Here is a 15,208-nt window from a genome sequence, read left to right as displayed (position 1 = left end):
GGATAAGGTAGAGTACAATGGCAAAACAACCAACTCGCGCGCGTAAGCGCGTACGCAAGCAAGTAGCTGATGGCGTAGCGCACATTCATGCTTCTTTCAACAACACAATCGTAACTATCACTGACCGTCAAGGCAACGCTCTTGCATGGGCTACAGCAGGTGGTTCAGGTTTCCGTGGTTCTCGTAAATCTACTCCGTTCGCAGCACAAGTTGCAGCTGAGCGTTGTGGTGAAATGGCTAAAGAATATGGCCTAAAGAACTTGGAAGTTATGGTTAAGGGTCCAGGTCCAGGTCGTGAATCTACGGTTCGCGCACTGAACGCTGCTGGTTTCCGTATCACTAACATTGTTGATGCGACACCAATCCCTCATAACGGTTGTCGTCCACCTAAGAAACGTCGCGTTTAAGTTTCGTTTCTAGGAATATTGGAGAAAGATCATGGCAAGATATTTGGGTCCTAAGCTAAAGCTTAGCCGTCGCGAAGGTACTGACTTATTCCTTAAGTCTGGTGTCCGTGCGATCGATACCAAGTGTAAAATTGATAACGCACCAGGTGTACACGGCGCTCGTCGCGGTCGTCTATCTGAGTATGGCGTTCAGCTTCGTGAGAAGCAAAAAGTTCGTCGTATCTACGGCGTTCTAGAAAAACAATTCCGCAACTACTACAAAGAAGCTGCACGTCTAAAAGGCAACACGGGTGCAAACCTGCTTCAGCTTCTTGAAGGTCGTCTTGATAACGTAGTTTACCGTATGGGCTTTGGCGCAACTCGTGCTGAATCTCGTCAACTAGTTAGCCACAAGTCTATCCTAGTTAACGGTAAAGTTGTAAACGTTCCTTCTTTCAAAGTAGCGGCAAACGACGTTGTTTCTATCCGCGAGAAAGCTAAACAGCAATCTCGTATTAAAGCGGCTCTAGAAGTTGCTGAACAACGTGAAAAGCCAACTTGGATTGAAGTAGATGCTGGCAAAATGGAAGGTACATTCAAGCGTATGCCTGAGCGTTCTGACCTATCAGCTGACATCAATGAACACTTGATCGTCGAACTTTACTCTAAGTAAGGTTAAAAAAAGAGAGGACACAATGCAGGGTTCTGTAACAGAATTTCTTAAGCCGCGTCTTGTTGACATTGAACAGATCAATACGACACACGCGAAAGTAACTCTTGAGCCATTAGAGCGCGGTTTCGGCCACACTCTAGGTAATGCTCTTCGCCGCATTCTTCTATCTTCTATGCCGGGTTGTGCCGTAACAGAAGTTGAAATCGAAGGTGTGCTACACGAATACAGCACTAAAGAAGGCGTTCAGGAAGATATCCTGGAAATCCTTCTAAACCTTAAAGGTTTGGCTGTGCGCGTTGCTGAAGGCAAAGATGAAGTGTTTATTACACTGAACAAATCAGGCTCAGGCCCTGTTGTTGCAGGTGACATCACCCACGATGGTGATGTAGAGATCGCTAACCCTGAGCACGTAATTTGTCACCTAACGGATGACAACGCTGAGATCGCTATGCGTATCAAAGTAGAACGTGGTCGTGGTTACGTTCCAGCTTCAGCTCGTATCCATACTGAAGAAGATGAGCGTCCAATCGGTCGTCTACTTGTTGACGCTACTTACAGCCCGGTTGATAAAATCGCTTACGCTGTAGAAGCGGCACGTGTAGAACAACGTACTGACTTAGACAAGCTTGTTATCGATATGGAAACGAACGGTACTCTAGAACCTGAGGAAGCAATCCGTCGCGCAGCTACTATCCTAGCTGAACAACTGGATGCGTTCGTAGATCTTCGTGATGTACGTGTACCTGAGGAGAAGGAAGAGAAGCCAGAATTCGATCCTATCCTACTACGTCCTGTAGACGATCTTGAACTAACAGTTCGCTCTGCTAACTGTTTGAAAGCAGAAGCGATTCACTACATCGGTGATCTTGTACAGCGCACTGAGGTTGAGCTACTTAAAACGCCAAACCTTGGTAAGAAATCTCTTACAGAGATTAAAGATGTGCTTGCTTCACGTGGTCTTTCTCTAGGCATGCGTCTAGAAAATTGGCCACCAGCGTCAATCGCTGAAGATTAATCGAAAAGTTAGAAGGATTAGGTCATGCGCCATCGTAAAAGTGGTCGTCAACTCAACCGCAACAGCAGTCATCGTAAAGCGATGTTCAGCAACATGGCTAGCTCTCTTGTTCGTCACGAAGTTATCAAAACTACCGTGCCTAAAGCAAAAGAACTACGTCGCGTAATTGAGCCGTTGATTACCCTAGCTAAGACAGACAGTGTTGCTAACCGTCGTCTTGCATTCGCTCGCACTCGTGATAACGAAGTGGTAGCAAAACTATTTAATGAACTAGGCCCGCGTTTCGCGGCTCGCCAAGGTGGTTACACTCGCATTCTTAAATGTGGTTTCCGTACTGGTGATAAAGCTCCAATGGCTTACATTGAGCTTGTAGACCGCCCAGCTGCTGAAGAAGCTGCTGAGTAATCTATACTAGATTCTTAATACAAAAAGCCTCGTATCTCGTATCTCGTATCTCGTATCTCGTATCTCGTATCTCGTATCTCGTATCTCGTATCTCGTATCTCGTATCTCGTATCTCGTATCTCGTATCTCGTATCTCGTATCTCGTATCTCGTATCTCGTATCTCGTATCTCAGTTTCTTACACCTACAAAAAAGAGCACCGAAGTGCCCTTATTATTTAAATCTACAGTCTTGTTACTTAGTTTATTTCCAAATCGCTGCTAGCGAATCCATCAAACCACTTGTTGCGCCTTGCGATTGCAGTGCTTGAAGTATGATTGGTGCAAATGTAGATACCATCGACGGGTCCATACCTAGGCTAGAAAAAGCACTTTCAACTGCACCTTGCGAATTCAGTAGTGATGATAGACCTGTTGACTCCAAGCTAGACATGCCAGGAATAAGCGTTGCGAGTTCTTTGTTGTCAGCAGTATCTAGAGAGTTCTGTGCAAGTGCTAACATAGAGCCGATGCCGCCAATTGCTTGATCGCTAGTTACTGAAGCTTGGTCAGCAACGGTATCGGCAAGCGGTGTTGTTTCATTTTGTTGAGACCACATGTTTACAGCTGCCATCAATGCAGTTTGTGATAGTTGAGAGTAGTTGGTATCAGAACCAGAACTGGTTTGTTCGGAATCGCTAGTGCTAGCGCAAGAGACAACAGCAAGGCTGCTTAAAACGGTGATGAGTACTTTCTTCATTATTCGTCCTTAAGTAATAAAGTAATTTACTCTTTCACTATAAACGAAAAACGGCGATGTGGTCACATCGCCGTTACATTATTTTAATTTTATTTGCCTATAGCATTTTGTTTTACCATAGGTTTTTATAAAAATTAAAGAATAGCTAGAAGTTCTACTTCAAATACTAGAGCAGCAAATGGTGGGATTGCAGCACCTGCGCCACGCTCACCGTATGCTAGGTTTTGAGGGATGTATAGCTTCCACTTAGAGCCAACAGGCATCATTTGTAGAGCTTCAACCCAACCTTGAATTACGCCAGTTACTGGGAATTCAGCTGGTTGACCGCGAGATACAGAGCTGTCGAAAACAGTACCGTCAGTTAGTTCGCCGTGGTAGTGAACACGTACTTGCTTGTCTGCTGTTGGGATTTCGCCAGTGCCTTCAGTTAGTGCTTCGTATTGAAGACCAGACTCAAGAACTGTTACTTCTGAACGAAGAGCGTTATCAGCTAGGAAAGCTTCGCCGTCTGCAGCTGCAGCTTTAGCTAGTTCTTGACGTGAAGCTTCACCACGAGTGTGTAGCTCTTGTAGTGCGTTGTTGATTTCGTCAACTTCGATAGCTGGCATGTCACCAACTAGAGCTGTAGCGATACCAGCAGCGATTGCGTCAACGTTTAGGCCTTCAAGACCAGAACCAGCAAGTTGTTGGCCCATTTGTAGACCGATACCGTAGCTAGCTTTTTGCTCTACAGTTTCAAATTTTACTTCAGACATGAAAAGTCACTCTTTTTGTCAGTACGAAAAAGGTAAGAATACCAGTATTAGCAGCTTGAAGAAACGGCTAGTCCCTGATCACTTGCGCTTTACCGCGTCCAAATCACAGCCATGTCAATTTTCTTGCATTGAGCCCCGTTGTGACGGAAAGATCTATACTGTTGGTACTTTGGTTTTTATACTGTAGTTATTCAATGTATAGGACGCAGTGGTATGAATCGTCGTCAAAAGAAAAAGCAGAAAGTTGACCACTTAGCAGAACTCAAGGATCGACTGAACCAGGTCAAAGAGAAATTGAGCTCGATCGATATAAAAGAAATGAAAACCTCGGTTGTCCAGACTTGGGGTTTATTACCTAAGCTACACCAAAGACTATTAATGGTGATTTTGCCGATCGTTCTTATCCTACTTGTTGTGCCTCTACCTGAGCCTAAGGTAGAAACAACCCCGGTTACATCTCGCGTTGCGCTTGAGATCAATACCGTTGGGTTGAGCGAGCAGCACAATACGAAGAGTAACTCATCAGAGCCGACGAACAATAATTGGCAGGAGTACCTAGTTAAGCAAGGTGATACCTTGGCTCAGGTTTTCCGAAACAACGATTTACCGCTGTCTGATTTGAATGCGCTAGTTCGCATTGAAGGGGCTGACAAACCACTCAGCCAGATCCGCAAAGGTCAGTTAGTTCGATTCAAATTAGCAGAGACCGGACAACTTGATATTCTACAGTTAGAGAAGGGCGATACATCAGTCATGTTCTTCCGTCTGTCGGATGGTGGCTTTGGCCGCAGCAAATAGATATCTTGCGTGAGTTACGAACTCAACAGCACGAACGAGACAAAAAAGAGCTAAGCATTAGCTCTTTTTTTTGGTCGCTTGAAAGGTGCGAGCGGTAGGATGATCAGCATAATGCCAATAAAGGTTAGCGTATCAGGGATCTCATCGAACCATATGGCGCCAATCAACGCGACAAACACCAAGCCAGAATATTCAGCGAGTGCAATCTGACTAGAGTGCGCTTTTTGGTAGGCGGCAACTGCAAGCCCGTTGTAACTCAATATTAGCGTTGCACTTAGTGCTATGTATCCAAGATGTTCTAAAGACACGGGCTGCCAATACAATAAGCACAGTAGTAACGATGCGGGGATGGAGAAGAGGGTTGTCCACCATAGCGTCGTCACTACGGATTGCTCACTAGGAAGTTTTCTTACCAGTACATTAAACAGAGCAAGAGTTAGTGCTGTTCCCAATGCAAACAGTGCTGCCCAGTGGAACTGAGAAGGTCGCAACACGATTAGCGCGCCAATAAAGCCGACAGTAGTGGCGATGATTTTGCCAAGCGCAGGCTGCTCTTTTAGCAGAAGTACTGACAGAGGCAGCATCAATAATGGGGCTACGTAAAATACCGCGTTAGCTGTCGCTAAAGACATATGGGTGATCGCGACCACCATACATCCACTGCCGATTAAGATCAGTTGTCCACGAATTAAGGTGACCTTAGCTTGTTGTAAACAGCGTTGCTCCTTGCTTTGTCGCAGCCACAAAGGAGTAATGAGTAACAGAGATATCAACTGACGGAAAAAAATATACTGAAGAGGTGGGACTTCGCCGTTCAATAACTTCACAGCTACGTCAGAGAGCGAGGCAAACAGGTTGCCCGCAATCAAAAGTAGGATACCGACAGTGATATTCGACATTACTTCTCTAATCTCATGTCTACGTGTGGAATATCATCTTCCAAATACATTTCAGAGATCGTCTTGAATCCATGGCTAGCGTAGAAGCTTTCTAGGTGCTCTTGCGCACCAATGTCGATGGTCGCGTTCGGCCATAATGCTTCACAGCGAGCTAATGCTTCCACCAGCAATTGATGCCCTAAACCATTGCCTCTTGCTGATTGTTTGGTTGCAACTCGACCAATACTGGCATTGTCATAAGTCGTACCTGGTGGCAATAAACGAGCACAAGCGATGAGTTCTCCGTCTGCATAGCCCATTAGGTGCTGGACACCTTCAAGGGTGTCTTTGCCATCGAGCTCTGGATAAGGGCAGGTTTGCTCAACCACAAATACGTCGACTCGTAGTTGTAGCAGTTGATAAAGCTGTTGTGTTGAAAGTTCAGAAAAGGGAATAGAGTGCCAAGTGATCATGTTTACATCCAGAGATTATCGATGCTTTGAATGTACTATGCACACTGACTGTTGGCATTAACTATTGTTAATTCGCCCTTTAATTCTACTCAAGCTTATCGCCGTTATTCCTAGATAGGCAGCAATTTGATTGTCGTTGAGGCGTTGTTCCAGATCGGGGTAGTGCTCACAGAAAAGCTGGTAACGCTGCTCTGGTGTATAGAGCAACATGAATCGCTCTTTGTTTTCCTTGTGCATCAGCTGGGTTTCTAACAACTTTAAATACAAAGGATTATTAGAGGCACGCCACTCGATTACGGCCTTCATTGGCAGTTCTAATAGCGTAATAGGCGTGAGGGTTTCAAGCAGGTAAGGGGACGCTTGGTTTTTTATCAAGCTCTCAAAGCCGATGATCCAGTCTTGTTCCCAGTAGAACTCTTTGCTGTATTGCTTGCCCTCATCAGTGAGGTAACAAGCGTGACATAAGCCTTCAAGCACGAAGTAAATTGAGTCTGCCATCTCTCCTTGGTTAATAAGAATGTGTCTGGTTGGTAGCTCAAGAGGCTTGGCGACAGCGACTAGCGATTCAATCTGACTTTCTGAGAAGTCGAAGCTTTGCAGTTGTTCGATAAAAGAGGTGTGCATGAAAATAACCTAACCCAAATAAGTGCTGAAATCATCGCACTTATTTGGGTGTAGGTACAGTTCGGGCTAAATCAGCGTTGTGCGTGCTGCTCTAGGTACTCTTGAGCAAGCTCTCGTCCCATGTACTTGCCTAAGGTTTTCAATGGTACCTTTTTAAGGTTAACCACAATCAAGCCATCTAGCGCATCATTAAACGATGGGTCGACGTTAAAGCACACTAGCTTGCCATTCATCCCAAGATACTGGCGCAGTAGTACCGGTAACCCTTTTCCTTGCTCCATACGAGCTAACACTTTGGATAGCAGAGGCACACTTGCCAGTGAAGACAATAGGTGATTTTGCCAGAACACATGACTGCTAGTATTGAGCGGTGACGAAGGAGAAACCAGACTCGCCTTTTCTTCATCATAATGGTGGATCGATAAGGTAGTCGCGATCAACAGGCGCGCATTGTGGCTGTAATCATTACTGATACTGACCGGGCCAAATAGGTGAGTATATTGAGGGTGTCGAGAGACAAAAGTCGCAATGCCTTTCCATAGCAGTAACAGTGAATTGAGGCTCTTTTGATAAGGTTTACTCACTACAGAGCGACCAAGTTCAATACTGTTATCTAGGGTATCGATGAACTCTTGGTTGTAGTTGAACAGGCTACGGGAATAGAGTTGGTCTAATCCGTGTTCGGCAATTAGCTTGTCGACCATACCCAGTCGATAAGCTCCGACTAATTCGGCCTTAGCTTTGTTCCACACAAACAGTTGATGGTAGTAAAGGTCATACTCATCCAAGTCACAAGCAAGCCCGCTACCTTCACCGACTTCTCGAAAGCTCTCTTCTCTGACTCGACCAATCTCTCGCATTAAATTGGGAATAGATTGGCTTGGCGTACAGTAGACCTCGAAGTCACCCTGTTCGAGTAGCATCGTTTCTTGAGGCAGTGAGTCTATCTCTATTGCCAATACTTCTGGTGATATTGGCGTAATCACTTGGGTATCGAAAGAGGGTGCGTGGATCTGCGTGTTCGGGCTATCTTGTTGACTCATAAGATAGGTGTTGAGCCTTAGATAGTTGACGATATCCATCTCTTTTTCAAACGATTTTATCTCTGAATACGGAATCGATGAGCCAATCGAGATAGAGATAGTTGTCGCCTGTTTATTGAGAAGTTCACGCCCGAGTAGAGCGGTTCTCAATAGTGGATGCACACGGCCGGCTTGGTAGAACAGTTCACTGTTTTTACCATTGATAAAGATTGGAACCGTCGTCGCTTGATGGCGCTTAACAAACTTAGCGACTGATTTGCTCCACTCTATGTCGGTAAGTGTTTTTGCTCCTTTGCGGTAACTGGATACTTCTCCGGCTGGGAACACGATCAGCAGCCCACCATCAGCCAGGTGATGATTGGCATCTCGAATAGCTTTGGCATTAGTCCTTTTTGATTCTTTACCATTAAAGACATCAACACCAATGAAAAGATCATCCAGTTCAGGTAGCCGTTTGAGTAACTCATTCGCCAATACCTTCACATCCTTCCTCACTGATCCTACGAGATCAGCTAGGATCACGCCTTCAATCGCGCCGAGTGGGTGGTTCGCTACAATCACAACAGGACCTTCTTCAGGAATGTTTTCTGTGCTTCCCGATACAATGGAATAGTCGATATTGAGCGCCGACAAGGTGTAATTCATGAATTCGAAACTAGATAACTCGTCTTGGCGATCTTGATAGAGTCGGTCTAGCTTAGATAGCCCAGTTGCCCACTCGACAACAGACTCACCCAAACCAAAAGGCGTGTAACGTGGTAAACGAAAAGGACTATCAATCATAATGAAGCTACCTTATTGACTAAAGTTGTTTAAGAAACCGTCTTGACTCTTGAAATCTTTCACACTTAAAAACGCACCGCATAACCAAACCAGGCATGCCATGCCAAACAATAACCCGCCGTCGTAACCGACAATCTCGCCTGCTGCATTAAACTCAGGCATTTGAATACCGAGTGGCGTAAACAGGTGGAAGAAAATTGCGCCACTCATGATCCCCACACTCATAATGGCACCCAGGCCATGCCAGCGAGAGAACAGTAGAATGGCAGCAATCAATTCAGCGATGCCTATCAAATAGCCGCCAAACGAACCGAACCAGCTTAAGCCTGACCATGTCGCGAGCGTGCCAAATATATGCTCTGTCTCGTATGAGCCTGTGAATTTAAAAAACAGCGACTGAATGAACACAAAAGCAATTAATGCTGCCGGAAGATGTTTAGCAGGAGTGAATGTCATGGTTATTCCCTTACTTAATCAGCTGCGGCCAAGCTTTATCGGCTTGTTGAATGTGCTGTGCACGGTCTTTCTCCCAAGTTTCTTGAATCTCTTGGTCGTAGTTCAGGTAAAGTTTGTCATCCACTATGGTCCAATATTGTGGGTCACCTGGTGCAAAGTCGTTTTTGGCAGAAACGGCCCATGCGCAATAACCACCATATTGAGGGGCATATTTTTCAGGATTATTAACAAATAAAGTCAGATTCTTTTCAGAAGAGAAATACCAATCCGCGCCTTTGTATTCAGTGCTGAATTGTTTACTGCCTTCAACAGGCTTGCCTGAGGTGAAGTAAGCCACGGTATCGTAGCCATCGAGTGCCTTGCTGCTAAAAAAGCCGGTATAGATTTCATCGGCGGCAAATACGTACGGGCTAACAAGTAGCATGACCATAGTGATTAGTTTTCTCATGATGGACTCCATCTATAGATTGATTGCTGGTGATAAATCGAAGGTAAAACGCTGCTGATTTATCTGGCGTGGTTTGATTGGTTCGCAAGGTGAGCCGGGTGCATAAAACATCGAGGCATGACCATGCAGATTACGTAAATGGGTAAAGCTGACTGTGTGCGCGTCTTCACGATGCATACAGGTTGCTAAATGGGGCTGTTCACTGTGATGGTGAGAGTGGAACTTAAGTAGGTTTTGCTGATTTTTCTCCGTTGCGACGAGTTGAGCGTATTGGGCTTGTCGGTAGGCTTGTACTCGTTCTAAATCAACACCGGATGAGAATAGAGGAGAGTCGGTTTCCACTACTCTCTGTTGAATTCCATCCCACATATAGGCAATCACCAAACCATTGTGCTGCGTTAGATTTGGAGCAAAAGCCAGTAGGGTAAATGGGGCAAACGAGTGTAGGTTGAGGCGATGAAAAGCCTCTGAAAGCTGACTAATATTACGACTCGAGGATAGGTTCTTTAGTAATAAACCACGGCTGACTAATGGGCCGACTGGCACCATGCCTTGATAATTATTGAGTAAGCATAGTGAAAGCCCAAACTCGTTAATGCTGATCCAGCTACCACCACCAGTAGGATCGAGTGGCATGATGATATCGACACCGTTAACCTGGTATTGTTTAGGGGGCATGGCCAATGCTCGGGTCTTTTGTTCATCACGATTAAAAAAGACCTGATAGCCATTTTCTTCAAGCAACCAAGATACTGAACACATGATTATTGCTCCCTCAGATAGCTGCTAGTGGTTGGGGCATAACCAAAGGTGTTACAGGTTTCAACATCAAGGAAGGTGGTGATCACTTTGATCATCGCGTAATGATGATTAGCGTGCAGCGCTGCAAAGGTTATCTCCCTTTCTAGTGTTGAAGGCAGGCTAGCAAACACTTGAGTATCCATCGAAACCTCAGTTTGGATCGTGATAGGCGCTTCTAGATCATGATGGTCTAATCGCTCCAGCCAATTGATCACGTAGTGGATCTCTTTGATTGCCATCGATCTATTGTATTCGACTGGGTGACCACGACGACGAGTGTTGTAATCAACGGTCGCATCCTCTTTCAAAATCAAAGCGTGAAAAAGATCCAGCGTATGGCGAGTATGCTCACCAATAGAGCTAGTGACGTGTGGCTTAGCACTCGTTAGATAATCGCTATCAGAAATTGCTGTCAGAAACTCTAGGCCTTGATTCAGTATCTCTACCGCTCCCTTGATACTAGGAGAGACAACGGCAAAGGCGCTCGGCTGGGCTATCGGATTCATGCATGTTCCTCGTATAAAGTTAGTCGGTGGTTGGATATTGTTGAACAAGGCGTCGCTCTTCTTGCCATGCGTTAAACAGGCTCTTAAAAGATGGAGGCTGGTGGCCTCGTTGTTTCTGCTGAGCACCTATGTCAAAAAGAATGCGGTATTGTTGAAGTAGCGTAGAAAAAATCTCTCGCAGCGGCGTATTGCGATCCCAGATATGTCCGGCCTCGCTGCTCGCGCCATTGACCTCAAGAATCGTAAAATCTTCGCCTCGCATTAGGCTGTGGATGTCTTTGAACTTGACGTCTAGTCGACCAAAATGAAAACCATCGAAGTCGTCGAATATCTCATCTAAACGTTCGGTTAAAGCCTGAGTGATATATTGATTGCCGTCTCGGAAGATCGATCCACGGCTATGACTGCCAGCAAAGGCGAGTTGGAACTCTTCACCTTCATCAAGTACTTGTTCTAATTTGTCTTCATGCCTCGGCAGGTACAGGTGACTGAGTTGTCCGGCTCGTGGGTTATCTTCTATTAATTGCTGGAGTGTCGAAGTGCCATCGCCAGTGACCATTGGTGCATATTTGAGGGTAATCGAGATGATCTCACCCTGTTTTTTATTCGGATAACGAACATAGAACACGCCCGCTTCAGCCTGGTATGGCGCTTTTTCTTGCAGTAGAAAACGAGCGTGATTTGGGAAGGATTCAATATATTGCTCAAGTTGATCTTGGCTGTTGATCAGCTTTACTCCAACGCCGCGACAACCAAGATCCGGTTTGGCCACGATAGGGAAATTAAGATCCGTTTGTACTAGTGCTGTACGTGCATCTTCAGCTTGCTTCTTACTGCTGAGATCTGTTTTGGTTAAAGTGATAAATGGAGAGATCCAACGCTTGCTCGACGATCCGGCAAGGCTCAATATCTCGTGTTTTGATTCACCAACCATGCCGCTGAGTTTGATACTCGGGTTGGCAATGAGTGGCAGTGCCCAATCAAAGTGCCGTAACCCTTGAATCAGGCTTTGAATCACGACAGGTGTATAGAAAAACCAAGTCGGAAGAAACTCATAAGGAGAGACACTGCGCACAGTATCTTTTTCAAGTAGGGGCATGCCTGCATTGATTTGATGTGCGGGAATAACGCGAATATCTTGCGGTGAACTCATGATAATCCTCTAAAGTAGGTTTTATTCATTAATCGATTACCGACAAGCAGCAAAGCGATAGCACAAGGGATGACGATCCATTGATATTCAGAGGCTTGCAGCCAGGCTGATGTCCCTAAATAGTAGATGGCAGAGAAGACAGCGCCTGTCCATAACGCGGTAGCACTGATTACAGCCAGTAAGAAAGTTGGAAGTGGGATAGCGAAAAAACCACTCAAGGTAAAACCAACCGTGCGTAGCCCGGGAATAAAGCGAATCACAAAAAGATTACTGAATGCGTTTTTGCGTAATTTGGTGCGAAGTGCGCGAAAGTGTCGGTTGGTTAGTGCCTTATAACGAACTCCCCGAAAGTAACGCCCTGATTTCCCAAGGTAATAGAGCCCAAGGTCACCGGTGGCAATGCCGATGAAAATCGCAAGCAGTGCGTATTGAGGTGGGATGAGTGTTTGTGTCGCCAAACCAGCAGCGGTCACAATCGCTAGATCTTCAAGCAGGTAAGAAAGCGCGATGATGCCAAGCATTAGCCATAGCAGCGACTCTTCTCCTGAATGTAACCATGCTTGAATGCTCTCGGCGGTACTCATCAAATGTCCCTATTTATCCTATAGATGAATGGTTTTTGACCATTCATTGAGTGTAGTAAATTAAATAGACAGGAGGAGCTGAGAAAAACTTACAGCGAATGGCGGATTTTTTAATCTGGTTGAGTAGCGATAGGTGTAAGCGTAGTGATGTTTCGATGAGGGAATTAGATAAGAGGCTGTGATTTGAAAAACAGTTTGAGAGTGACGAATTATTTGAAATTAAGAACTAATCTATCTGCTATTCAATTGCTTAAGTTGTTTTAAAAACAAAAAAGGCTGAGTCGTGAAACTCAGCCTTTGGAAGGTTAACTATCGATTAGTTAAGTAATCTATTTAGTTAGGTCGATTTGGTAAACACCGAAGCCAACGTCATCAGTCGCAACGCGTTTCATCGGGTATTGACCTTTATCTTTGATGAACTGAGCAGCTTTCTCACTTGGTGACGTTTCAAAGCGGATATCTAGTTTCTTATCCGTTTTGATTGGGGCGAATGACCAGTTGTTGTCAGCTGTTGGGCTCACTTGACCTTGCTCTTTGCTTACGCGAGAGATGTAGTTCGCCAGTACAGTACGGTTTTCATCTGGTGCATCAAATGCGATGAACTCTTCACCTGTACCCGGGAACTTAGCGCTGTAAGCACGGTAGTTGTTGGTTGCGATCAGGAAGTCTTGCTTCATGTCGATTGGCTTACCTTGGTAAGTTAGGCCAACAATACGCTGAGAATCAGGGTTAACCACTTTACAGTTTGCATCGTATTTCGCAGGTTGAGTTACGTCGATTTGGTAATCCACACCGTCGATAACATCGAAGTTGTAAGTACGGAAGTTATCCCACTCAATCAGCTGTTGTGGTGCTGTTGAGTTCACGTCGATTTGGTTGAATTGACCAGCAGAACACTCAAGCCACTCTTTTACTTCATGACCCGTTACCTTCATCGCCACTAGCGTGTTCGGGTAAAGGTATAAGTCAGCCGCGTTACGGAAAGTTAGTTGACCAGATTCAACTTCAGTGAAGTTTGCTGGGTCATTCTTACGACCGCCCGCTTTGAATGGTGCTGCTGCTGAAAGTACTGGTGTACCGTCTAGATCAGGGTCGCCTTGGATGAATTGCTCAACGTAATCTTTTTGTGCAAGGTTAACGATCTGTACTGTTGGATCGTCTTGTACTAGAGACAGGAAGCTGTACATCACGTCATCTGCTTTACCAATTGGCTGGTTCACAAAATCACGAGTACCTTGGTGGTCTTTTTCTAGTGCAGTTACGATGCCTTCATCCGCTGCAGCCAGTGATTTCTTCTCAATCTTGTCATAGATAGGGCGTGCTTCAGATTGGCCTTTAACTACTTCCCACTTACCGTCTTTTTGCGCCAGTGTTAGGTCCATAACACCTACGTGGCTACCCCAACGACCTGGCATTACTGCGGCAACACCGTTCATAGTGCCGTTTTCGTTGTCAACGCCTTGGATGTTGTCGAAGCCTTTACCTGGGAATACGGCGTGAGAGTGACCAAATGCGATTGCATCAATGCCTTCTACTTCAGATAGGTAAAGCGTCGAGTTCTCTTCGCCTGCTTTGTATGGGTCTTGAGATACACCAGAGTGAGGGATCGCAACGATAACGTCTGCGCCTTCAGCTTTCATTTGAGGTACTAGTTCGTTCGCTGTCTCAACGATGTCGCGAGCGATGACTTTACCTTCAAGGTTCTTCTTATCCCACGTCATGATTTGTGGTGGAACAAAGCCTATGTAACCTACTTTGATCTCGTGCTCTACGCCCGCTGTATCTGCGAACGTGTGCGTCTTGATGATGTAAGGCGTGAAGTAGTGCTCTTTCGTTTCAGCATCGTAAACGTTAGCACTGATGTATGGGAAATCAGCGTCGTTGATAGACTCTTCTAAGAACTCTAGGCCGTAGTTGAACTCGTGGTTACCGATGTTCGCTGCATCATAGCTTAGCTGGTTCATTGCTTTGTAAGCAGGGTGAACTTCACCGGCAACGATACCTTTGTCTGCCATGTAGTCACCCATTGGGCTACCTTGCAGTAGATCACCGTTATCAACTAATACGCTGTTTGTTACTTCGTTTTGAGCTTCTTTTACTAGAGTTGCAGTACGTGCTAAGCCAATTTTTTGTGATGGCTTGTCTTTGTAGTAGTCGTAATCCATTAGGTTAGTATGGATGTCAGTCGTCTCTACGACACGTAGTTTAATCACTTCATCGGTATCTGGTGTTGTTGTGCAGCCTGCGAGTGTCAGACCAAGACCCGCAAGTACAGCCAATGATAAAGGTTTCATTGCAACTTTCATTTTGTAGCTCCAAAGTGGATGGTAGAAAATTCGTTGCGTAATGTAACAAAACAGAATGAAACAATGATTACAACGAATGTGAATTCGTGACTTAGATCGATTACTTTATGGTGTTCTGCAAGATGCCTCCCAAACCTGGTCGATCTATGTACAAATGGTATCGATAAGATTAGTCCATTCATTTCACCTGCTTATCGATAAATAAAATCCCTTATCAGCTTTTCGAATAAAAAATGAAATTTTAGAATTTCCAGTAATATGAGAGGCTCGTCATAATGCCTATATCAAGGATGTATCAGGCAGATGAATAGCAAGGATAGCTCAAAACGAAGCTTCTGTTTTCTTCTAGTGCCAATACTCCCATTCACTCAAGTGGATGAGTTA

Annotated in this window: 18 protein-coding genes; 5 read left to right on the top strand and 13 right to left on the bottom strand. The window is 45.1% G+C overall.

Going from position 1 to position 15,208, the window contains the following annotated elements:
• Window positions 1–17: 17 nt before the first annotated feature.
• The 4 genes from rpsK to rplQ are packed head-to-tail and all read left to right on the top strand — an operon-like array spanning window position 18 to window position 2,479.
• Window positions 18–407, top strand: a complete 390-nt coding sequence (gene rpsK, locus L1D55_RS18620; protein WP_004738778.1) for a 30S ribosomal protein S11 — start codon at window positions 18–20, stop codon at window positions 405–407.
• A 31-nt stretch (window positions 408–438) separates the two neighbouring features.
• The gene (rpsD, locus tag L1D55_RS18615) at window positions 439–1,059 is read left to right on the top strand and encodes a 30S ribosomal protein S4 (RefSeq protein ID WP_004738777.1); all 621 of its coding nucleotides are present in this window, start codon (window positions 439–441) and stop codon (window positions 1,057–1,059) included.
• A 22-nt stretch (window positions 1,060–1,081) separates the two neighbouring features.
• On the top strand, window positions 1,082–2,074 hold the full coding sequence (gene rpoA / locus L1D55_RS18610; RefSeq protein WP_004729813.1) for a DNA-directed RNA polymerase subunit alpha: 993 nt from the start codon (window positions 1,082–1,084) through the stop codon (window positions 2,072–2,074).
• A gap of 24 nt (window positions 2,075–2,098) precedes the next feature.
• Window positions 2,099–2,479: a 50S ribosomal protein L17 gene (rplQ, locus tag L1D55_RS18605; RefSeq protein ID WP_004729812.1), complete on the top strand. Its 381-nt coding sequence runs from the start codon at window positions 2,099–2,101 to the stop codon at window positions 2,477–2,479.
• Between the two features lie 242 nt (window positions 2,480–2,721).
• Here rplQ and L1D55_RS18600 read toward each other — a convergent pair whose 3' ends face one another.
• Both L1D55_RS18600 and L1D55_RS18595 read right to left on the bottom strand, forming a co-directional pair.
• The gene (locus L1D55_RS18600) at window positions 2,722–3,216 is read right to left on the bottom strand and encodes a DUF2780 domain-containing protein (protein WP_128159260.1); all 495 of its coding nucleotides are present in this window, start codon (window positions 3,214–3,216) and stop codon (window positions 2,722–2,724) included.
• Between the two features lie 134 nt (window positions 3,217–3,350).
• A complete protein-coding gene (locus tag L1D55_RS18595) occupies window positions 3,351–3,971 on the bottom strand; it encodes an FKBP-type peptidyl-prolyl cis-trans isomerase (protein ID WP_239918426.1) in 621 nt (206 codons plus the stop codon).
• 213 nt (window positions 3,972–4,184) lie between these two features.
• On the opposite strand from L1D55_RS18595, the gene L1D55_RS18590 reads away from it, so the two are divergent.
• Window positions 4,185–4,769 carry a LysM-like peptidoglycan-binding domain-containing protein gene (locus tag L1D55_RS18590; protein WP_239918425.1) on the top strand — a complete coding sequence of 195 codons (585 nt, stop codon included), beginning with the start codon at window positions 4,185–4,187 and terminating at the stop codon, window positions 4,767–4,769.
• Between the two features lie 50 nt (window positions 4,770–4,819).
• Here L1D55_RS18590 and L1D55_RS18585 read toward each other — a convergent pair whose 3' ends face one another.
• The 11 genes from L1D55_RS18585 to L1D55_RS18535 form a co-directional block, all read right to left on the bottom strand.
• Window positions 4,820–5,668 carry a DMT family transporter gene (locus tag L1D55_RS18585; protein WP_239918424.1) on the bottom strand — a complete coding sequence of 283 codons (849 nt, stop codon included), beginning with the start codon at window positions 5,666–5,668 and terminating at the stop codon, window positions 4,820–4,822.
• Window positions 5,668–6,120, bottom strand: a complete 453-nt coding sequence (locus L1D55_RS18580; RefSeq protein WP_239918423.1) for a GNAT family N-acetyltransferase — start codon at window positions 6,118–6,120, stop codon at window positions 5,668–5,670. The genes L1D55_RS18585 and L1D55_RS18580 overlap by 1 nt, the downstream gene beginning before the upstream one ends.
• Window positions 6,121–6,177: 57 nt before the next feature.
• Window positions 6,178–6,744 (bottom strand): Crp/Fnr family transcriptional regulator, encoded by a 567-nt coding sequence (locus tag L1D55_RS18575; RefSeq protein ID WP_061033925.1) that lies wholly within the window; start codon window positions 6,742–6,744, stop codon window positions 6,178–6,180.
• Between the two features lie 71 nt (window positions 6,745–6,815).
• Complete coding sequence (locus L1D55_RS18570) at window positions 6,816–8,570, bottom strand: lysophospholipid acyltransferase family protein (RefSeq protein WP_239918422.1); 1,755 nt, start codon at window positions 8,568–8,570, stop codon at window positions 6,816–6,818.
• A gap of 12 nt (window positions 8,571–8,582) precedes the next feature.
• Window positions 8,583–9,026 carry a hypothetical protein gene (locus L1D55_RS18565; RefSeq protein ID WP_239918421.1) on the bottom strand — a complete coding sequence of 148 codons (444 nt, stop codon included), beginning with the start codon at window positions 9,024–9,026 and terminating at the stop codon, window positions 8,583–8,585.
• 10 nt (window positions 9,027–9,036) lie between these two features.
• Entirely contained in the window at window positions 9,037–9,474 is a 438-nt protein-coding gene (locus tag L1D55_RS18560) for a YHS domain-containing (seleno)protein (protein WP_019825480.1), read from the bottom strand.
• A 12-nt stretch (window positions 9,475–9,486) separates the two neighbouring features.
• Complete coding sequence (locus L1D55_RS18555) at window positions 9,487–10,236, bottom strand: NRDE family protein (protein WP_239918420.1); 750 nt, start codon at window positions 10,234–10,236, stop codon at window positions 9,487–9,489.
• A 2-nt stretch (window positions 10,237–10,238) separates the two neighbouring features.
• The gene (locus tag L1D55_RS18550; RefSeq protein WP_239918419.1) at window positions 10,239–10,781 is read right to left on the bottom strand and encodes a hypothetical protein; all 543 of its coding nucleotides are present in this window, start codon (window positions 10,779–10,781) and stop codon (window positions 10,239–10,241) included.
• Between the two features lie 19 nt (window positions 10,782–10,800).
• Complete coding sequence (locus L1D55_RS18545; protein ID WP_239918418.1) at window positions 10,801–11,934, bottom strand: ATP-grasp domain-containing protein; 1,134 nt, start codon at window positions 11,932–11,934, stop codon at window positions 10,801–10,803.
• Window positions 11,931–12,518, bottom strand: a complete 588-nt coding sequence (locus tag L1D55_RS18540; protein WP_239918417.1) for a DedA family protein — start codon at window positions 12,516–12,518, stop codon at window positions 11,931–11,933. The genes L1D55_RS18545 and L1D55_RS18540 overlap by 4 nt, the downstream gene beginning before the upstream one ends.
• A gap of 329 nt (window positions 12,519–12,847) precedes the next feature.
• A complete protein-coding gene (locus L1D55_RS18535) occupies window positions 12,848–14,824 on the bottom strand; it encodes a bifunctional 2',3'-cyclic-nucleotide 2'-phosphodiesterase/3'-nucleotidase (RefSeq protein ID WP_128159282.1) in 1,977 nt (658 codons plus the stop codon).
• Window positions 14,825–15,208: the final 384 nt, after the last annotated feature.

Source organism: Vibrio sp. Isolate22 (assembly GCF_022398115.1).
Taxonomy (GTDB): Bacteria; Pseudomonadota; Gammaproteobacteria; order Enterobacterales; family Vibrionaceae; genus Vibrio.
The sequence above is the reverse complement of the archived record's forward strand: the minus strand, read 5'-3'. Positions and strand labels throughout refer to the sequence as shown.